This is a genomic window from Pseudoalteromonas sp. S408 (genome assembly GCF_005886645.1).
Classification (GTDB): domain Bacteria; phylum Pseudomonadota; class Gammaproteobacteria; order Enterobacterales; family Alteromonadaceae; genus Pseudoalteromonas.
Map to the genome: position 1 here is coordinate 334,902 of NZ_PNDY01000001.1, position 20,896 is coordinate 355,797.

The window sequence follows — 20,896 nt, forward strand, 5'->3', positions numbered from 1 at the left end:
TTTATTTAGATCAATATGTCCCACCGCTATGTAACGTCTAAATTAAACTAAAAGCTTGCAATAACATGATTAATATTTGATTAGCCCACAAAGCCCTTGCTTTATGTGTTAAAACACAAATAATGAAACATTAATCACAGGGTAAGAATGAGGAAAATGAGTTACATACTAACCACCCAATGTGCCGATGATGTGGGCTTAATTGCTAAAATTACCGGGCTTTGTCATAAAAATAACTTGAACATTACACGTAATAACGAATTTGTAGATAAAGACGCGAAACGTTTTTTTATGCGCACTGAACTGACGGGGCAACCACAAAGTGACTTTTTAGAGCAGCTACGCGCTTTATTACCTGAAGGCGCCAAGCTTGCACTGCACGACGATGCAAAAACTAAAGTAGTGTTGCTTGCCACCAAAGAAGCACACTGCTTAGGTGGTATGCTATTAAAACAGTTTGAACAAACACTTAATATTGAAGTACTCGCTGTTATTGCTAACTACCCTGATTTAGAACCACTTGCGAAAGGATTTGGTGTGCCATTTCATGTGGTATCGCATGTTGGGCTAAGCCGAAGTGAACATGACCAACAAGTAGGTGATTTAATTGCTAGTTATAACCCAGATATAATTGGTTTAGCCAAATATATGCGTATTTTAAGCCCTGAATTTGTCGGCCGGTTTGACGGTAAAATCATTAATATACACCACTCTTTTTTACCTGCATTTATTGGTGCAAAGCCGTACCACCAGGCATTTGAGCGTGGCGTAAAAATTATTGGTGCAACGGCTCACTTTGTAAATAATGAATTAGATGAAGGCCCAATTATTTTACAAGACGTGACAAGTGTGACTCACGCTAACACAGCTGAAATGATGGCAAAAATGGGTAAAGACGTTGAAAAAACAGTTTTTTGTAAAGCGTTGCAACTTGCTTCAGAGCACAAGCTATTTATAAATGGTAATAAAACCGTGGTGTTTAGCTAACGCGTATAAGCCTTTATAGTTACCCTGCGTTAATTTTATAAAAAAAGCCAGCTTAGCTGGCTTTTTATTGTTCGCATATAATAATTAATTATGGCGTGTAATATGTTGGAGACTCAGGCCCTACCGGCATGCCAAGTAAAAATACCCACACATAAAACAAAATGACCCACCCAATAAAAAATATAATGCTGTATGGCAGCATGGTGGCAACCAGAGTACCTATCCCCATATCTTTTTTGTACTTAACAGCCACAGCAAGGATTAAACCAAAGTAACTCATCATCGGGGTTATTAAGTTTGTTACCGAGTCACCAATACGGTAAGCCGCTTGAATAGTTTCTGGCGCGTAACCGATTAGCATAAGCATAGGAACAAAAATAGGCGCTGTAATCGCCCATTGCGCTGACGACGAGCCTAAGCTTAGGTTTACTAATGCACACATTAAAATAAACAATACAAATACTTCAGGGCCTGTTAGGTTTAAAGCTTGTAAAAGCGCCGCACCATTTATAGCTAAAATAGTGCCTAAATTAGTCCACTTGAAGAATGCTACAAACTGAGCCGCAAAAAATACCAAAACAATATATAACCCCATTGAGCTCATACTTTTACTCATGGCGTTAATAACATCCTTATCGTTTTTCATAGTGCCAACAACACGACCATATACAAAACCTGGAATACTAAATGTCACAAAAATAATAACCACAATCCCTTTTAAAAAAGGAGAGCCCGCGACTTCACCCGTTGCAGGATTTCGTAAAATGCCATCGTCAGGAACTATGGTCCATGCAAGTAATAAAGAAACTGCGAGTAAAGAAATGCCAGCCCACTTTAAACCTGACTTTTCTTTTTGGGTAAGGGTATCGATGCTGTTTTGCGACAGGTCAATACTGGCTTCATCTGGATTATATTTGCCTAGGCGTGGCTCAACTATTTTTTCAGTTACTAAAGTACCCAGCACTGAAATTAAAAGCACCGATATCATCATGAAATACCAGTTTGCCTCTGCGCCAACAACATAGGTTGGATCGATCATTTGAGCTGCAGGAGTTGTAATACCTGCAAGGAGCGGATCAATAGTCCCTAATAATAAGTTAGCACTATAGCCCCCCGACACACCTGCAAATGCAGCGGCTAGGCCAGCTAATGGATGACGCCCTAAGCTATGAAAAATCATCGCTGCGAGCGGAATTAAAACCACATAGCCAAGCTCTGAAGCCGTATTTGACATAATAGCGGCAAACACGACCATAAACGTAACTAAACGTTTAGAGGCGCCCATTACCATGCCTCGCATAGCCGCAGAGAGCAAACCCGAGTGCTCAGCAACGCTCACACCCAATAATGCAACCAACACGGTACCTAGGGGAGCAAATCCTGTGAAATTGGTAACAAGCCCAGCCATAATGCGTTGTAAACCTTCAGCGCTTAACAAGCTTACGACTTCAATAACGCCGTCAGCGGCGCGCCCTGGAGCGCCTACCGGGCGAGGGTCTATTGCACTTAATCCAAACCAATCTGCAATGCCGCTAAACACAACAATCGCTACTGCAAATATTGCAAATAGTGTAATTGGATGAGGCAGCATATTGCCTAAAAATTCGACGGTGGCTAAAAACCGATTAAATAATCCCTTATTTGGATTGTTGCTAGGTGAGTGTGTGGAGTCTGTCATACCCTGCTCTTAAAGTTATAAAATTGCCGTAACCTAGCATTATTTGTAATTTAGATCATGTTTAAAAGGTGAATGGTTTCTGAGTAAAGTCAAATAACACAAAAGGAGGAATAGGTATTAAGCGTGTTTTTTCATCAGTAAAAGATAAAAAAACATTAATACTAAGCAGACGCTGCCTAGAGGAGTTAACCTACGCCTGCTCTAAATTTAGCGAGTTTCAAAACATAACCGTCAATATGCGCTTGCGCAAAAATACCAATTCAAAATAGCGGGTAAAATATAACGGTAATAAATCGCTTCAAAACCCTTAAAACTATTATTGAGCTGGCTCAATAGGCTCTAGTTGTAATTTAGCAGCGATAAGTACGGCTTGAGTGCGGTTATATACACCGAGTTTTCTAAAAATTGCGGTAATGTGTGCTTTTACTGTTGCTTCTGAAATATGCAACTCATAAGCAATTTGTTTATTGAGTAGTCCTTCATGTAAATACTGTAAAACGCGGTATTGCTGAGGTGTAAGCGAAGCGACTTGCGCTGCAATTTCTCTGTCTTCACCTTCAATCTCGGCTACTTTATTTTTAAGCTCTTTCGGCAGCCACGTATCGCCTTCAAGTATTTGGTTTATAGCACTGGCAATATCGTCAGATGGTGATGATTTGGGAATAAATCCCATAGCGCCATAACCCATTACTTTAGAAACAATATTAACGTCTTCACTGCCTGAAACCACAGCAATGGGTAAACTTGGGTGCTCTTCTCGGATACGAATAAGACCATACAAATCACCATTTCCTGGCATATGAAGGTCTAGCAGTAATATATCAAGATCTTCTTGTTCGCTTAACACCTGCAATGTACTGTCAAAATCTGACGACTCGAAAACTTCAAGCCCTTCAAATTTAGAGCTCAATGCCCCCTTTAGTGCTTCACGAAATAACGGATGATCGTCCGCTATTAAAAACTGACTCATGGTTCACTCCTAAATATTCGGCTGATACTTATTCCTAAGTAACAGCCGATATACTACGTTTAGAATTAACTTGTAATCAAGCTTTTAACGCGTATTTAACGATTTAATCGATTTTCAATAAGCTCATCCACAACTGACGGATCGGCAAGTGTTGACGTATCACCTAGCTGCTGGTGCTCATTAGCAGCAATTTTACGCAATATACGACGCATTATTTTACCTGAGCGTGTTTTAGGCAAACCCGGCGACCATTGAATCATATCTGGTGAGGCTATTGGGCTAAGTTCTTTACGAACCCAATTACGAACCTCTTTTGTAAGCTCGTCACTCACCGTGACCCCTTCGTTAGGCGTAATGTAAACATAAATACCCTGGCCTTTAATATTATGTGGATAACCGACTACGGCGGCTTCGGCTACAGCTTCGTGCGCAACTAAGGCGCTTTCAATTTCGGCAGTACCCAAGCGATGCCCAGATACATTGAGCACATCATCAACACGCCCTGTGATCCAGTAATAGTCATCTTCATCACGACGACAGCCATCACCTGTAAAGTAGACACCAGGGTATGCGCTAAAGTAAGTTTGCTCAAAACGCTCATGATCGCCATAAACAGTTCGCGCTTGTGATGGCCAGCTATCTAAAATAACCAAATTACCGTCAACCGCACCTTCTAGTGTATTTCCTTCAGCATCATAAAGTGCCGGTGCAATTCCAAAAAACGGATGTGTTGCAGAACCGGGTTTTGTATCTGTTGCACCCGGTAATGGCGTGATCATAATACCGCCCGTTTCTGTTTGCCACCAAGTATCGACAATTGGGCAATTAGACTTTCCTATGCTTTCGTAATACCAGTTCCATGCCTCTGGGTTGATTGGTTCTCCTACAGAACCTAAAATGCGTAAACTATCGCGGTTTGAAGTTGCTGTGGGTTCATCACCTTTAGCCATTAATGCTCTAATCGCAGTAGGCGCGGTATATAAAATAGTGACGCCATGTTTATCGACCACTTCACCCATTCTTCCTGCCGTTGGGTATGTTGGTACGCCTTCAAATACAACTTGTGTACAACCGTTGACTAGCGGTCCATATGCAATATAACTGTGCCCTGTGATCCAACCTACATCGGCGCTACACCAATATACATCGTCGTCTTGCAAATCAAACACGTACTCATGGGTCATTGACGCATAAACTAAGTAACCACCCGTTGTGTGAACAACCCCCTTAGGTTGGCCTGTTGAACCTGATGTATACAAAATAAATAGCGGATCTTCTGCATTCATTGGCTCCGGTTCACACTGTGCTGGTAAGTCAGCAACTAATTCGTGCCACCAAATATCGTGATCATGCCAATCAACTTCCCCTTTGGTCAGCTGGTGGACAATCACATGCTCAATAGTGGTTACAGAATCTTGTAACACAGCTTCATCAACATTCGCTTTTAATGGCACGCAGTTACCTGCACGTCGACCTTCGTCTGACGTTATTACCACTTTTGCGCCTGAATCTTTTATGCGATCTGCAATTGCTGATGGTGAGAAACCACCAAAAACAACCGAGTGAATGGCACCAATTCGTGCACACGCTTGCATGGCATAAATAGCCTGTGGAGTCATAGGCATATAAATAGCAACTCGGTCACCTTTTTTCACGCCTAGCTTTTTTAAACCATTAGCAAATTTGGCAACTTCGTCATGTAATTGTTGGTATGTGATGTTTTCACTTTGTGACGGATCATCCCCTTCCCAAATAAGCGCGACTTTATCGGCTTTGGTTTTTAAATGGCGATCGATACAGTTGTAAGATGCATTTAAATAACCATCTTCATACCATTTTATACTGATGTGGCCCTTATCGAACGATGTATTTTTTACAATTGAATAAGGAGTAGACCAGTCGAGGCGTTGCCCATGCTCTTTCCAAAAGCTTTCAGGGTCGTTAATTGACTGCTGGTACATCGAATTATATTTATTTTTATCAACAAGTGTTGTGTCTTTTATATGCTTAGGAACTGGATAGATACTTTGCGACATCTTAGTCTCCGTTTTAATTACTTGCCTTGGGCTCTTAACAAGGATTACTCAGCAGTGCTTTATTAAGTATTAGACCTTAGTTGTACTCACCTACTTATCGCGTGTTTGTACTATATAATTAATAAACTTAAATATTTTTACGTAAACAATACAGAGTGTTAAATAAAGGTAATAAGAAGCGACCTAATTGTTAAACCTTAGTCTTATAGACCAATAGGTAATTGAGTAAACACTACACATAACTAAAGTATTTGTGGTGAACAATTAAGCAAAAAAACCTATTGCATGCATTGTTTAAAAATTACAAAAATATTTATAAACACGAAACACACTGACAACATTTATTTTTATTCGTAATTTGTACTTGTAGCAAATATTGAGCAAAAACGAGTGAAAAATAATAAACAACAAGTAGCCTAAACAAGGGATACCAGTATGAAATTTACTCTATTAAAAACACTCGCAGCAAGCGCTGTTTTATGTGCACTATCAAGCACTTCTTATGCAGCGACGGCTGCAAAAATCGGTGACACTGAGTTCACTTACGGCGGATATATTAAACTCGACACAATGTGGAGTGATTATTCAGCGGGTGCCTCTGCTGGTACAAGTGTTGGTCGTGATTTTTATGTGCCAAGCACACTAACAGTAGGTGATGATGACAGCTCGGATGCAGTATTTGATATGCATGCACGTCAATCGCGTTTTAATTTTGGTACGTCGACTTTACTCGATAACGGCAAAAAAATTAACAGCAAAATTGAAATCGATTTTCTTGCATCAGCAGCGGGTGGTAATGAACGCGTATCAAACTCCTTCGCACCACGTATTCGCCATGCTTTTATCACCTATGACGGATGGTTATTTGGTCAAACATGGTCAAACTTTCAAAACGTGGGTGCCCTTCCTGAAACGCTAGACTTTGTAGGCCCTGCTGAAGGAACTGTATTCGTCCGCCAAGCTCAAATTAAGTACACAACTGGCGCATGGTCTTTTTCATTAGAAAACCCTGAAAGCACGATTACAACAGCAGGTGGATCACGTGTTGCAACAGATGATGCGTCACTTCCTGACTTTACTGCACGATATACCCACAAAGCGGATTGGGGTAACCTTGTTGTTACCGCGCTAGCTCGCCAATTAACATATAAAGTAGGTAGTATTGATGCCGATGAAACGTCATTTGGTATTAGTGCATCGGGTATGTTTAAAGTAGGCGACGACAACATTAAATTTATGCTTACACAAGGTAAAGGGTTAGGTCGGTATGTGGGTTTAAATGTTGCTCATGGGGCCGTACTCAATGGGGATGAACTAGACGCCATTGACTCAACATCAGGCTTTGTGGCTTATCAGCATAAATGGAACAGCCAATGGCGCTCAACATTCCTTTATTCATTCTTTTCTGCAGATAATAACACCGACTTGCTGAGTGTTTCTGGAGATCCAACCGAATCGACTCAAAGTTACAGCGCTAATATCTTATACTCGCCAGTTAAACGCCTAACGTTTGGTGCAGAGTTAAAACATGCTGAACGAGAAACCCAAAGTGGTGTTGATGGTAATTTAGACCGCCTGCAATTCTCTGTTAAATACGCTTTTTAACTTTAAAGTTTATTCAATAAATTAAGCGGCCTAGGCCGCTTTTTTATGTATTTAACCTACGTCTTTATAGCAAGCGTCTACATAACAGTTTAAGTGATTTATAAAGGGTTAAAGCGATTACAGCCTATTTATTTTTAAGGATTAGCATCCTTATTTACTCATATACCAAACAGGCTGCTGTAAATTAAACCTCAAAGCATAAGCCCCCCGCCTGGTTAAATAAAATTGAACTTGTACCAACCCGCAATACGAGTTAATCACTTTAAAGGGCTAAACGTGTCGCTACCTAGATTAATAAATTTTCATTTACGACTGCATGAATGCAGAAGGTAGAGCAATACAGGAGCAATTACCGAGCAACTAAATAGCGAGTTTTTTGCCGAGCTATCTAGCATATCTCTCCCCCTCGCTCAAAATAGCCACTAAATTAAGTAAATTAGTATCAATAAAAAATAGCAATTAACGTAATTGCAAATCAATATCATTTAGATTAACATGAATTCCAATTTAAACTCACTGGAACCACTATGTCGTCCCCTACTATTTTACGTTTGTCAAAATTAAGCCTTGTTTCCTCTTTAATTTTATCTGGTTATACATTTGCTGATGAAGAAAATACAAAAGGTGACCCGCTAGAAAAGATAGCTGTATACGGTCAACATCATAAAAATTACATTACCGAAGAAGCACAGTCTGCAACAAAATTAGGCCTTTCAATCAAAGAAACACCACAAAGCATATCTGTTGTATCACGTGCATTAATGGACGACTTTTCACTAGACAACATTAACGCTGTGCTTGAAAGTACACCGGGTGTCACAGTAGAACAAATAGAAACAGACCGAACTTACTTCAAAGCTCGTGGTTTTGAAATAACTAACTTTCAGGTAGATGGTTTAGGTATTCCACAAAGCTCAGGTTCAATTCAAGGGACTTTAGATACGTCTATATACGACCGTGTAGAAATAGTTCGTGGTGCCAACGGCTTAATGACGGGAGCAGGAAACCCGTCCGCAACCGTTAATATGGTACTTAAAAAGCCAACTTACATAACACAAGCTCATGCATCTGCATCTTATGGTTCTTGGAATAACAAGCGTTTAGAGCTTGATGTTTCATCACCTATAAACGATGAGCACGCTGTACGCGCTGTATTTACTAAGCAACAAGCCGAGTCATACTTAGATCGTTACGAAACAGATAAAACAATTGGTTATTTAGCCTACGAAGGCAAAATAACAAATGACACAACGCTTAGCCTTAACTACGTTAATCAACAAAAAGATGCCGACAGCCCACTTTGGGGAGCATTACCACTTTATTATACTGATGGCTCAGCCACAGATTACGATTCATCTACCAGCACCGCTTCTGACTGGTCATACTGGGACAATAGCGCTGAGCAAGTTTATGTAACCCTTGAACAAAATTTGTCGACTACATGGGTTGCAACTGCTCGTTATGCACACATTAAAAACGAGCAGGACTCAGAGCTTTTTTATGTATACGGTACACCAGATAAAGAAACAGGACTTGGCTTAACGGGTTACGCTAGTCGTTATGATTACGAAGATAAACACGATCTGTTTGATTTATACGCCAGTGGTAAGTTTGATTTATTTGGCTTAGAGCACGACCTATCGTTTGGGGTAAGCCAAGCCAATATGGATTATACCGAACAGTCACTCTACGATTATACTACAGGCAATGGCTTTCCTGCCATGCCGTCACTTGATTCATGGGATGGAGTAGCCCCAGAGGCAACACTTGCAGACGGTTTAAACGGTAGTGACATTGAAAACAAACAACAATCAGCTTATGTCTCAACTCGTATAAAACTAAGTGCACCACTAAGTATACTTGCGGGCGTTCGTTATACAGACTGGGAAACAAAAGGCACAGCATATGGTGTAGCGCAAACACGTGATGACAGCGAAGTAATCCCTTATGTTGGTGCTGTTTACGACTTTACTGAGTCACTTTCGGCTTATGCAAGCTACACCGAAACGTTCGTGCCACAAAACGAACTTGATATAAACGCAGAACAACTTGCGCCAATTACAGGTAAAAGTAGTGAAATAGGTTTAAAAGCACAGCTTTTAGACGATCAAGTGTTTTTAACTTTAGCGTATTTTGATGCTAAGCAAGAAGGGCTTGCAGTCGCACTTCCTGATTCACTACCAAGTGATACACGCTACTACGGTGCCGAAGGTATTAACAGCGACGGCTTTGAAATAGAACTAAGTGGGAAACTTACCGAAGACTTAAGTGCAAGCATAAGCTTTAGTAACCTGAGTATTGAAGGTGATGATCTAGTAAAAGACTACACCCCAGAGAACCAATTAAAGGTGGCCGCTACTTACCAAGTACCGCTTGTTGAGGGTTTAACATTTGGCGCAAACTACCGCTGGCAAGATTCCGTTAGCCGAGTGCAAGTATCAGATCCAACGGGGGCAGCGCTTGTAACAACAAACCAAGGTGCTTACGGTATTCTTGATTTAATGGCTAACTACAAAATCACTCAAAACGTAGGGATTACTTTTAACATTAATAACACCACTGACGAAAAATACTTACATAGCCTATATTGGGCGCAAGGTTACTATGGCGCGCCACGCAACTACGCCCTATCGGTTAATTGGCAGTTATAAAGCAAATTAAACGTCTTTTTATAACTTAATTTAAACGACACATACTCTGTGTCGTTTTTTTTAATTTGTAATAGCACCCGCAATAATAATTTAAGAAATCAACCTGATGCTATTTGGACTTCCTTTCACAAACATAGCTCAGCTAGTTAAACGAATCGTTATTATTCATTTAATAGATGTTTAAACATAAAAAAACGCTAACCATTACTGGTTAGCGTTTTTATAAAGCTCGGGTCAAATCAAGCTTAGAGAACATTGTAAAGCTTAAAGGTCGCCTTCATCACCTAGCACATCTTCACCGTCTTCTGGCTCAATTGTCGCTTTAAGCAATAACATATCGCGTAGTTTGCCTTCAATTTCGTTCGCAATTTCTACATTTTCTTTTAGGAATTTGATCGAATTATTTTTACCTTGGCCTACCTTGTTGCCATTGTAACTGTACCAAGCACCTGCTTTCTCAACAATTTTGTGCTTAACACCTAAATCAATTAGTTCACCTTGCTTAGAAATACCTTCACCATACATGATGATAAATTCGGCTTGTTTAAACGGAGGCGCTACCTTATTTTTAACAATTTTAACACGCGTTTCATTACCAACAACTTCATCGCCTTCCTTTACAGAACCAATTCTGCGTATATCAATACGAACTGACGCGTAAAACTTAAGTGCGTTACCACCGGTTGTTGTTTCAGGGTTACCGAACATTACACCAATTTTCATACGAATTTGGTTGATGAAAATACATAACGTATTAGAACGTTTAATGTTACCCGTAAGCTTACGTAATGCTTGCGACATTAAACGTGCTTGTAAGCCCATGTGCGAGTCGCCCATGTCGCCTTCAATTTCAGCTTTTGGTGTAAGTGCAGCAACAGAATCGACAATAACCACGTCAACCGCACTTGAACGTACTAACATGTCACAAATTTCTAGCGCTTGCTCACCCGTATCTGGTTGAGATACTAAAAGCTCATCAATGTTAACACCTAGTTTTTGTGCATATACTGGATCTAGAGCATGCTCAGCATCAACAAAGGCACATGTTTTGCCTTCTTTTTGAGCCTGTGCGATAACTTGCAAAGTCAGCGTAGTTTTACCTGATGATTCAGGACCGTACACTTCTACAATACGACCCATTGGTAAACCGCCTATGCCTAAAGCAATGTCGATCCCTAGTGAACCTGTAGATACGGCGTCAATATTTAGGGCTTTGTTGTCACCCAACTTCATGATTGATCCTTTACCAAATTGACGCTCAATTTGTGATAGGGCTGCATCTAACGCTTTTTGTTTATTATCGTTCATTTTGTTCTCCAAATCCGGCTAATGCGAACAAGTATACTGTATGAAATCACAGTATCAAGCAAAATTTATAACTTTATCTTTTCAATCGCAATTTTTAATGAAAATTCAATAGCTTGAGCTCTTACACTTGCCCTGTCGCCACTAAATATATGCTTAAATGTAAATTGTTTATCTGCAATTTGTAGGCAAAACCATACAAAACCTACAGGTTTATCTTGTGTTGCTCCACCCGGCCCAGCTATACCCGATATAGCAATAGCAACGTCAGCATTAGCGATATTTTTTGCACCCAGCGCCATTTCTTTTACTGTTTTCTCGCTCACAGCACCATATTGCTCTAACGTATTCGTCGCTACATTGAGTAATTCGTGCTTCGCTTCATTACTATATGTGACAAATGCGCGCCCTAAATATCCAGAGCTACCGGGGGTATCTGTGAGGGCATAACTGACCCCTCCCCCCGTACATGATTCAGCAGTAGTGATCCATAAGCATTTATCCGTTAAAATAGCACCTAATTGCGCAGCAAGTGTTTTAATCTCTTGATGTAATTCCATATTCAGCCTTTGGGTAAATACATGTCGTTTGATCTTTTTGCACCACACACTATAAAACAACAAACCCCTATGATGCAGCAGTATCTAAAAATAAAATCAGAGCATCGCGATATTTTATTGTTTTACCGTATGGGTGATTTTTATGAGCTTTTCTTTGACGACGCAAAACGTGCAGCGCAATTACTCGATATTTCGCAAACCCAGCGCGGCAAAGCCGGTGGCGACCCAATTCCTATGGCAGGTGTGCCTTATCATGCCGTAGAAAACTACCTAGCTCGTTTAGTACAAATGGGCGAATCTGTTGCTATTTGTGAACAAGTTGGCGACCCCGCAACCAGTAAAGGTCCTGTTGAGCGAAAAGTAGTGCGTATTGTAACACCGGGCACCATTTCGGATGAAGCGCTGCTACAAGAGCGACAAGACAATCTACTGACCAGTGTTTGGCAAAATAAAAAGGGCCAATACGGAATCGCTTACCTTGATATAAATTCTGGTCGTTTTAACATTGTAGAGGTAAGTACCGATGAGGCATTTTGTTCAACTCTACAGCGTTTGTCACCAGCAGAACTTTTATATAGCGAAAGCTTTGAAAACACCCATTTGATTGAGCATATCAAAGGCGCTCGTCGCCGCCCTGAATGGGAGTTCGACTTAGATACGGCCCAGCACTTATTATGCGATCAATTTGGTACAAAAGATTTAGTCGGCTTTGGTGTAGATAAAGCACATACTGCACTCGTAGCCGCCGGCTGTTTAATGCAATACGTAAAAGATACACAACGAATTGCTTTACCTCACATTCGCGCCATTACGCTTGAACATAACGAGCATGCTGTTATTTTAGATGCCGCAACCCGTAAAAACTTAGAGCTTACTGTTAACCTATCTGGCGGGTTTGAAAATACGCTTGCCCAAGTACTTGATAAAACCGCTACAGCAATGGGATCGCGCTTATTAAAACGCCGAATCCATACGCCAGTTCGTAATAAAAATGAGCTTAATTCTCGCTTAAATGCCATTAGCGCAATTTTAGACGTACAGCTTTGCGGCGAATTACATGAATCATTAAAAGATATTGGTGATATAGAGCGTGTAATAGCGCGTTTAGCACTATGCACTGCACGCCCAAGAGATTTAACACGCTTGCGCAGTGCACTACAGGCACTTGCACCACTACATAACTTATTAAATGATGCGAGCGACCCGCGCATAGCGAGTATTATCAAACACTCGCCAGAACTACCTGAATTACAAGCATTACTAGAGCGTGCTGTTATTGATAATCCACCAGTACTTATTCGTGATGGGGGCGTAATTGCACCTGGTTATAATAGTGAATTAGATGAGTGGCGTAACCTGAGTAAAGGTGCCGCAGATGTACTTGAGCAGCTTGAACAACGCGAGCGTGAACGCACAGGTATTAGCACATTAAAAATTGGCTATAACCGAGTGCACGGTTTTTTTATAGAAGTAAGCCGTGCTAATTCTCATTTAGTACCAGCTGATTACATTCGTCGCCAGACGCTTAAAAATAATGAGCGCTATATTATTCCTGAGCTTAAAGAGCATGAAGACAAAGTACTTGGCAGCCAATCAAAAGCACTCGCGCTTGAAAAACAACTATACGAAGAGTTATTTGAATTTATAGCCCCTCACATTGAACAGCTGCAAATAATGGCCGCATCGCTTGCTGACTTAGATGTGCTAAACAACTTAGCAGAGCGCGCCTTTGCGCTTAATTATGCTAAACCAGAGTTATGCGACAACGACAACATTAGCATTAAACAAGGCCGTCACCCCGTTGTAGAGCAAGTAATGAAAGAACCCTTCATTGCAAATCCTGTAGAGCTTAATAGCCAGCGCAAAATGTTGATTATTACAGGTCCAAATATGGGTGGTAAATCAACCTATATGCGCCAAACAGCGCTTATTGTACTCATGGCACACATTGGCAGTTATGTGCCTGCAGATAGCGCGAAAATAGGTAATATAGACCGTATATTTACGCGTATTGGTGCAAGTGATGATTTAGCCTCTGGCCGCTCAACCTTCATGGTTGAAATGACCGAAACCGCCACTATTTTAAATAATGCGACAGCGCAGTCGTTAGTGTTAATGGATGAAATTGGGCGAGGAACAAGCACCTACGACGGGCTTTCGCTTGCGTATGCCACGGCCGATCATTTAGCATCAAAAATTTCAGCTAAAACACTATTTGCAACACACTACTTTGAACTTACAGAGCTTGCAGAGCAAACTCAAGGCCTTGTAAACGTTCACCTAGATGCAATAGAGCATAATGACACAATCGCATTTATGCATACCGTGCTAGACGGTGCAGCAAGCAAAAGCTTTGGTCTACAAGTCGCCGCTCTTGCAGGCGTACCTAAAGCTGTAATTGCGCAAGCTAAACAAAAACTTAAGCTACTCGAAAACCATCAAAGTGTAACGGCGCCTAATACAGAACAACAAACATTTTCATTTAATAACGAAGCGATTATTGAGCCTTCACAAGTGGAAGAACAGTTAAAGTCAATTGATCCAGATAACTTAACACCCAGACAAGCTCACGAATTGCTTTATAAATTAAAAACATTGCTTTAAGTTTGCCTTGTAAAAAACATAAAAAAGCCGAAGATTAATTTCTTCGGCTTTTTTATTCCAGCCCAGTAAGGCCTTACATTTACTATTAAGAAAATTGGTTAAATAAGCTATCAGTGCTTAACCCTTCTTGTTGCAAAATATCTTTTAAACGACGTAGTGCTTCGACTTGTATTTGTCTTACTCGCTCTCGTGTTAGGCCTATTTCCCGGCCTACATCTTCAAGTGTAGATGGCTCGTAGCCGAGTAACCCAAACCTGCGAGCGAGCACTTCACGTTGCTTGAGGTTTAACTCTCCTAACCAATCAACAATGTGCTTATTAATTTCGTTGTCTTGTACTTCACCTTCTGGACCATTGCCTTTTTCGTCAGGTAAAATATCTAGCAGAACGCTATCGTTTTCGCCACCAATAGGCATATCAACCGAGGCTATTTTTTCGTTTAAACGTAGCATTTTGGTTACGTCTTCAACTGGCTTATCTAAGCACTCAGCTATTTCTTCAGCAGTTGGTTCATGGTCGAGCTTTTGGGTTAGCTCTCGTGCTGTACGTAAGTAAACATTAAGCTCTTTCACTACATGGATAGGCAAACGAATGGTGCGTGTTTGGTTCATAATGGCACGTTCAATTGTTTGACGTATCCACCATGTTGCATAAGTTGAAAATCTAAAGCCGCGCTCAGGGTCAAACTTTTCAACAGCGCGAATTAACCCTAAGTTACCTTCTTCAATTAAATCGAGTAGTGCAAGTCCACGGTTATTGTATCTACGGGCAATTTTAACAACTAAACGTAAATTGCTTTCAATCATGCGTTTACGAGAGGCTTCGCAGCCTTTTAAAGATTTGCGAGCAAAAAATACTTCTTCTTCTGCGCTTAATAATGGAGAGAAACCTATTTCACCTAAGTAAAGTTGTGTGGCATCAAGGTTTTTAGTAACTTCTTCTTTTGCAAATATGTCTTCGTCATCTACTTTTTCAAGTAACGGTGTTGCTTCTTCAACGGTGTTTTCATCAAACTTGTCGTCATTGCTAATATTTTTTTCAATTTTTGCTGCATTAGCCATAAGCCTTCTCCAGAGCAATTATCAATACCTAAAATCTAAGGAAGGTATTTAGCAGGGTTGACAGCTTTCCCCCGGTAACGAATTTCAAAGCGAAGCGCGGTAACCGAAGACTCTGAATTTCCAATTTCTGCTATTTTTTGTCCTGCCTTAACTTTTTGCTTTTCTTTTACAAGTAATTTCGAGTTATGTGCATAAGCACTTAGATAATCATCATTATGTTTCAAAATGATTAAATTACCGTACCCTCGAAGCGCGTTACCCGCATACACCACCGTTCCTTGTGCAGCGGCTAAAACTGAAGCCCCCATTTTATTAGTAATTTGTAAGCCTTTATAGCCGTTTTCCTTATTAGAAAAGCGTTTGGTAATTTTGCCCTTTGCTGGCCAAAACCACGCTAATTTACCGCTCGATAACTGCTTTTGGTTACTAACTTTATTACTGGCTTGTTTTTGAACATACTCTCGTTTTTTTGGCTGATCAAGTCCTTTCTTTAATTTTTTGTTATTATTTTGTGTGTTTTTTCTAGACTTTTTACTCAAATTCGTATATTTTTTTGAGCCTTTTGTTTTTTTGCTCGTGGATATCAGGGATATTGACTGGCCGGGGTATATAACATAAGGGCTTGAAATTAAATTATTTTCAGCAATTTCTCTAAAATCCTTCCCTGCGCTAAACGCGATAGAATAAAGCGTATCGCCTTTTTGTACTGTGTATTTGCCACCCGCAATGTTAATTAAATGATTTGAGAAATTAACATTATTATTTAAACTACTAACAGGAGCCGGAACGTGGCGAGATGAACAACCAAAGAGAAAAACACTAATGAACAAAGCAACATAAAGTATAAATTGTTTATTCATCGTACTTTTCTCCATGTTTAAATAACGCTATTTTATGTAGCTTAACGCAATAAAAAGTACGCAACAGCAATTAATACCACTAATGCCCAGCCAAGCACTTCAATATATTGACGTAATTTTTTCTCCATTTGCGCTCCACCCCATTTCATAAGCGCTGCAACCAGAAAAAATCGGGCGCCGCGCCCAATTGCTGAAGCGATTAAAAAGGGGAAAAATGCCATCTGTAAAACGCCAGCACCAATTGTAAATACTTTATAAGGTATGGGTGAAAAGCCAGCTAAAAATACCACCCAAACGCCATACTCTTTAAACCAATTTAACGCTACATCAAACTTTTCTTGCCAATGCATTTGTGCAATTAGCGGCTCTACAACAGGTTCAAAAAGCCAAAACCCAAGTAAATAACCAATTACACCGCCCAAGACAGAAGCAATGGTAGTAAAGCTTGCAAAACGCCACGCCTTGCTAGGTTGTGCCAGCGACATTGGCGCTAACATTACATCTGGTGGGATTGGAAAAAAAACAGACTCAGCAAAACTCATTCCTGCTAAATAACGCTCCGCATGACGGTGCTTTGCCCATACAAGGGCCATATCGTACAACTTAGTAAACAACTTCAAAGTGAATTCCTATTCAATATCACCAGGTACCAAAGGTACAAATCTTACTGGTGCAATAACATGTTCTGTAAAGCTTTCGCCCTTTCGAATAACCATTGTTAACTTTTGCTCAACTTCACCAATCGGCGCTAATAATACACCGCCATCGGCTAATTGACTTAACAAGTCTTGAGGTAAGGTAGCAGCCGCAGCCGTAACAATAATACCGTTAAATGGTGCTTGAGATTGCCAACCTTGCCAGCCATCTCCATGTTTCATTGTTACATTGTATAAATCAAGCTGCTGCAAGCGACGTTTTGCTTGCCATTGCAGTGCTTTAATACGCTCTACCGAGTAAACCTTAGTAAAGGTTTTAGCAAGCACCGCTGTTTGATAGCCAGAGCCCGTGCCAATTTCTAATACTTTATCGCGCACACCCGCAAGTCTTAGTAGCTCAGTCATACGGGCAACAATATAGGGCTGTGAAATAGTTTGTCCTTGACCTATAGGTAGTGCAGTATTTTCATAAGCTTTATGTTGCAACACATCATCAATAAATAAATGACGCGGTATATTTGCAATAGCATCAAGTACACCTTGATCCTCAACGCCTTCACGTTTAAGTAAATCTGATAATACTTTCGCGCTGCGTGTGTAATTAGCGAGCACGGTTTATTTCCAAATCAGATAACCAGTTTCCAAGGGCATTTATGCTGTCGTGCGCTGTCATATCTACACTTAAAGGTGTTACAGATGCAAAGCCATTATTAATTGCATAAAAGTCTGTTCCTTCGCCTGCATCACTCTCTGTGCCAAGCGAGCCATACCAATAGATACTTCGTCCCCATGGATCGGTTTGCTTGGTCATGGTTTCGGCTTTATGCCGAGCACCTAAACGCGTAACCTGCACACCTTTTAACTCGCTTAGCGGAACATCGGGCACGTTAATATTAATGATTTGATCTTTTGGTAATGGGTGCGATGCAAGCTCTTTAATAATATTGACGGTGACGGCTGCAGCTGTTTCGAAGTGCTCGCCATGGTGTGAGCAAAGTGAAACCGCAATTGCAGGCAACCCTAAATGACGCCCCTCAGTAGCAGCGGCAACGGTGCCAGAGTAAAGCGTATCGTCACCTAAGTTAGCACCATGGTTAATACCTGCCACTACTAAGTCTGGTTTTTCTGAAACCAATTGATTAACACCTAAATGCACACAATCAGTAGGTGTACCATTGACCGATATAAATCCGTTTTCTAGCGGTGTTGCCCGCAATGGGTTCATTAATGTTAGCGAGTTACTCGCACCACTGCAATTACGGTCTGGAGCCACCAAAGTGACGTCTGCAATTTGCGTAAGTGCGTTATATAAAACCGCTATGCCTTTAGCATTAACGCCATCATCATTACTTAACAGTATTTTCATTTATGCCATCATCCTTTTCTTTTCGCTCTTTGGGACTTGCATCTTTATAGTCCACCAGCTCACGTAATAACGCGGTGGCAAAACACCCTTTGGGTAAACCAAAACTGAGCTTAAGAGTCGTGTCATCTAGCGTTTCTACAGATAAACTATCAGGAATTAAACGCAACATTCTGCGCTCATTTTTAAGCCCTAACTCACCTAAGCCATCGCACCATGCTTGATACGGTTTAAGCCATATTTTTTCTTGCTCAGTTAACCCTTTATCACTTTTACCAGCCATTGGTGCCGACATAACTATATCGCCAGAAGCTAAACGTTCTATGTTTTCGTCATTAATCGCATCTTCAAAAAACGCATTGCTACCACTGAGCATAAACACTTCGCGATGCATCGTTTTAGCCAGGCCATGCTCTTTTACACGTAAACTTACAAGCTGATTAAAAATATGTGAACGCGCAGCTGAAATAATAATACCGCGTAACTTCTTATCGCGAATACGCTCGCCAGCAAACATTTTTTCGGCCATCACTAAATTATGACCATCACGACCAAAACGCTGCTCGCCAAAATAATTAGGTACACCCGCGCGAACCGCGTTTATGCGACATAATATATCAAGCGGCTCGGTTACATTACGAAGGGTAATGGTAAATTTATTGCCTTTGTGGCAACCCGTTCGTAGCTTTCGCTCATGGCGCTGCTGAGATACTACAAAAATACTCTCGCTGTTCAGCTCTGTAAAATCTATGTGCTTTTTAATTGGCACTTTTACACTAAACCATTGGCTACACACACCATGGCGATCTTTCATGCCTGCATAACTTACTTCACGGGGCGATACCCCGGCCTTTTGAGCGATAACTTTAGCCACGTATTGTGTATTTTCGCCCTTTTTAACCACCTGCAAGCATACATGCTCACCACTACCAGTAAACTCAATACCCAGCTCTTCATCCACCATAAAGTCTTCAGCAATGGTTTTAAAATCAGCTTTAGAAAGTGGCGCACCGTATAAATAATTTAAGTCGCTCATGCGTTTGTTGTACTCGTAGGTTCTTTACTCATAATAACCACTGCATGACTAGAAATACCCTCTTTGCGCCCTTCAAAACCGAGCTTTTCGGTTGTGGTAGCTTTAACATTTATTTGGCTAAGATCGCAGTTTAAATCGCTGGCTAAATTTACGCGCATAGCCTGTATGTGCGGTAGCATTTTTGGTGCTTGTGCCACAATAGTTACATCGCCATTACCTAAAACATAACCTTGGTCTTTAGCTAATTTAACAACATGACGAAGCAAAATACGGCTGTCTATATTTTCATATTCGCTCGCTGTATCAGGAAAGTGCTTACCAATATCCCCCATAGCAAGTGAACCTAAAATAGCATCACATAATGCATGAATAGCTACATCGCCATCAGAATGTGCTAAAAAGCCTTGCGGGTAATCAATTTTTTCACCACAAATAGTTAACGGGCCTTCGCCGCCAAATTTATGAACGTCAAAACCATGGCCAATTCGTATCATACTGCGCTCTCGTTTTGTTGTTTATTTAATAAAAACCCCGCCAAAGCTAAGTCTTCTGGCGTGGTTATTTTAATATTATCGCTACGACCCGCTATCAGTTTTACTGGTTTGTTTACCCACTCAATAGCACTGGCTTCGTCAGTAATAGTTGCGCCATTTTGTAACGCATTTTGTAGCGCATCTTTAAGATCATTGTACTTAAAAAATTGAGGCGTGAGCGCTTGCCATAAGTCATCTCTTGGTACGGTTTGCTTTGAGTGTGTACCGCCACGTTTAATGGTATCTTTTACTTTACTGGCTAAAATCCCGCCTTCATTTGCACTAAGGCACTCATTAATCAGGCGCTCTATATCTGTTATATCTACCAGCGGGCGCGCTGCATCGTGCACTAATACCCAATCTGGTGGGTTAGGTGCTAAAAATAACAAACTATTTAGCACTGAGTCAGCTCGCTCTTTTCCACCAGTAGCTCGGACAATACGAGCATCTGTTAGTGGTAAGTCGTCAAAGTATGGATCTGTATCACTGAGGGCAACAACAATAGCTTGTAGTTGTGGTAATTGAGATAGTTTAGTTAGGGTGTGTTCTAAAATTGTTTTACCCGCTAACTGTATATATTGTTTAGGTGCATTGTGCTGCATTCTGCTGCCTACACCCGCTGCGGGTACAATCGCGACGATAGTTTGTTTATTTCTCATATTGGTTACCCGGTAAAACACGAATAAATGTTTCGTCCGGTTTAATCATTCCTAATTCGTTACGAGCACGTTCTTCAATGCCTTCAAGGCCAAGTTTTAAATCTTCTATATCGGCTTTAAGCACTTTATTACGTTTTATTAGCTTTTCGTTCGTGTCTTGGTGGGTTGCCACCGCGCCTTTTAAGCGCGAGTAGTCTTGCACACCATTTTGACCAAACCATAACCTGTATTGAACAAACAGTGCTAAGCACAGTAAGCAAACTTGAAAAACACGCATTTAACACTCCTTATTTAATAATTTAAAAATTTTAGCTTAACTAAGCTAATGGGCGT

At 40.7% G+C, this 20,896-nt stretch carries 18 protein-coding genes; 4 read left to right on the forward strand and 14 right to left on the reverse strand.

Annotated features, from left to right (window positions below; genetic code table 11):
- The first annotated feature begins 156 nt into the window (after positions 1 to 156).
- Positions 157 to 987, forward strand: coding sequence for a formyltetrahydrofolate deformylase (gene purU, locus CWB62_RS01655; RefSeq protein ID WP_138528856.1), 831 nt, complete (start codon positions 157 to 159; stop codon positions 985 to 987).
- Positions 988 to 1,075: 88 nt separating this feature from the next.
- Here purU and CWB62_RS01660 read toward each other — a convergent pair whose 3' ends face one another.
- The 3 genes from CWB62_RS01660 to acs form a co-directional block, all read right to left on the reverse strand.
- Entirely contained in the window at positions 1,076 to 2,665 is a 1,590-nt protein-coding gene (locus CWB62_RS01660) for an AbgT family transporter (RefSeq protein ID WP_058403014.1), read from the reverse strand.
- Between the two features lie 316 nt (positions 2,666 to 2,981).
- On the reverse strand, positions 2,982 to 3,635 hold the full coding sequence (locus CWB62_RS01665) for a response regulator transcription factor (protein ID WP_058403015.1): 654 nt from the start codon (positions 3,633 to 3,635) through the stop codon (positions 2,982 to 2,984).
- Positions 3,636 to 3,730: 95 nt separating this feature from the next.
- Positions 3,731 to 5,671, reverse strand: coding sequence for an acetate--CoA ligase (gene acs / locus CWB62_RS01670; RefSeq protein WP_058403016.1), 1,941 nt, complete (start codon positions 5,669 to 5,671; stop codon positions 3,731 to 3,733).
- A 435-nt stretch (positions 5,672 to 6,106) separates the two neighbouring features.
- Between acs and CWB62_RS01675 the strand changes: the two genes are divergently transcribed.
- Positions 6,107 to 7,276, forward strand: coding sequence for a DcaP family trimeric outer membrane transporter (locus CWB62_RS01675; protein ID WP_138528858.1), 1,170 nt, complete (start codon positions 6,107 to 6,109; stop codon positions 7,274 to 7,276).
- Positions 7,277 to 7,803: 527 nt separating this feature from the next.
- Positions 7,804 to 9,927 carry a TonB-dependent siderophore receptor gene (locus CWB62_RS01680; RefSeq protein ID WP_138528859.1) on the forward strand — a complete coding sequence of 708 codons (2,124 nt, stop codon included), beginning with the start codon at positions 7,804 to 7,806 and terminating at the stop codon, positions 9,925 to 9,927.
- 264 nt (positions 9,928 to 10,191) lie between these two features.
- Here the strand turns inward: CWB62_RS01680 and recA are convergent, their stop codons facing one another.
- Together recA and CWB62_RS01690 are read right to left on the reverse strand one after the other, a co-directional pair.
- On the reverse strand, positions 10,192 to 11,235 hold the full coding sequence (gene recA / locus CWB62_RS01685; RefSeq protein ID WP_058403019.1) for a recombinase RecA: 1,044 nt from the start codon (positions 11,233 to 11,235) through the stop codon (positions 10,192 to 10,194).
- Between the two features lie 65 nt (positions 11,236 to 11,300).
- Positions 11,301 to 11,792 carry a CinA family protein gene (locus tag CWB62_RS01690; protein ID WP_138528861.1) on the reverse strand — a complete coding sequence of 164 codons (492 nt, stop codon included), beginning with the start codon at positions 11,790 to 11,792 and terminating at the stop codon, positions 11,301 to 11,303.
- A 21-nt stretch (positions 11,793 to 11,813) separates the two neighbouring features.
- On the opposite strand from CWB62_RS01690, the gene mutS reads away from it, so the two are divergent.
- Positions 11,814 to 14,396 carry a DNA mismatch repair protein MutS gene (gene mutS / locus CWB62_RS01695; RefSeq protein WP_138528863.1) on the forward strand — a complete coding sequence of 861 codons (2,583 nt, stop codon included), beginning with the start codon at positions 11,814 to 11,816 and terminating at the stop codon, positions 14,394 to 14,396.
- A gap of 85 nt (positions 14,397 to 14,481) precedes the next feature.
- Here the strand turns inward: mutS and rpoS are convergent, their stop codons facing one another.
- Genes rpoS through ftsB form a run of 9 tightly spaced genes read right to left on the reverse strand, consistent with a single transcriptional unit; the run spans position 14,482 to position 20,840 of the window.
- Complete coding sequence (gene rpoS, locus CWB62_RS01700) at positions 14,482 to 15,456, reverse strand: RNA polymerase sigma factor RpoS (RefSeq protein ID WP_058403022.1); 975 nt, start codon at positions 15,454 to 15,456, stop codon at positions 14,482 to 14,484.
- Between the two features lie 35 nt (positions 15,457 to 15,491).
- A complete protein-coding gene (locus CWB62_RS01705) occupies positions 15,492 to 16,316 on the reverse strand; it encodes a peptidoglycan DD-metalloendopeptidase family protein (protein WP_138528865.1) in 825 nt (274 codons plus the stop codon).
- A 41-nt stretch (positions 16,317 to 16,357) separates the two neighbouring features.
- Complete coding sequence (locus tag CWB62_RS01710; protein WP_058403024.1) at positions 16,358 to 16,936, reverse strand: YqaA family protein; 579 nt, start codon at positions 16,934 to 16,936, stop codon at positions 16,358 to 16,360.
- A gap of 9 nt (positions 16,937 to 16,945) precedes the next feature.
- Positions 16,946 to 17,584, reverse strand: coding sequence for a protein-L-isoaspartate(D-aspartate) O-methyltransferase (locus CWB62_RS01715; RefSeq protein ID WP_058403025.1), 639 nt, complete (start codon positions 17,582 to 17,584; stop codon positions 16,946 to 16,948).
- Entirely contained in the window at positions 17,574 to 18,338 is a 765-nt protein-coding gene (gene surE, locus CWB62_RS01720) for a 5'/3'-nucleotidase SurE (protein WP_138528867.1), read from the reverse strand. Before surE ends, CWB62_RS01715 begins: the two co-directional genes overlap by 11 nt.
- The gene (gene truD, locus CWB62_RS01725; RefSeq protein ID WP_138528869.1) at positions 18,319 to 19,371 is read right to left on the reverse strand and encodes a tRNA pseudouridine(13) synthase TruD; all 1,053 of its coding nucleotides are present in this window, start codon (positions 19,369 to 19,371) and stop codon (positions 18,319 to 18,321) included. The genes surE and truD overlap by 20 nt, the downstream gene beginning before the upstream one ends.
- Positions 19,368 to 19,865, reverse strand: a complete 498-nt coding sequence (gene ispF / locus CWB62_RS01730) for a 2-C-methyl-D-erythritol 2,4-cyclodiphosphate synthase (RefSeq protein WP_138528871.1) — start codon at positions 19,863 to 19,865, stop codon at positions 19,368 to 19,370. The genes truD and ispF overlap by 4 nt, the downstream gene beginning before the upstream one ends.
- Positions 19,862 to 20,563, reverse strand: a complete 702-nt coding sequence (gene ispD / locus CWB62_RS01735) for a 2-C-methyl-D-erythritol 4-phosphate cytidylyltransferase (protein WP_058403029.1) — start codon at positions 20,561 to 20,563, stop codon at positions 19,862 to 19,864. Before ispD ends, ispF begins: the two co-directional genes overlap by 4 nt.
- Complete coding sequence (gene ftsB, locus CWB62_RS01740; protein ID WP_006791955.1) at positions 20,553 to 20,840, reverse strand: cell division protein FtsB; 288 nt, start codon at positions 20,838 to 20,840, stop codon at positions 20,553 to 20,555. Before ftsB ends, ispD begins: the two co-directional genes overlap by 11 nt.
- Positions 20,841 to 20,896 lie beyond the last annotated feature (56 nt).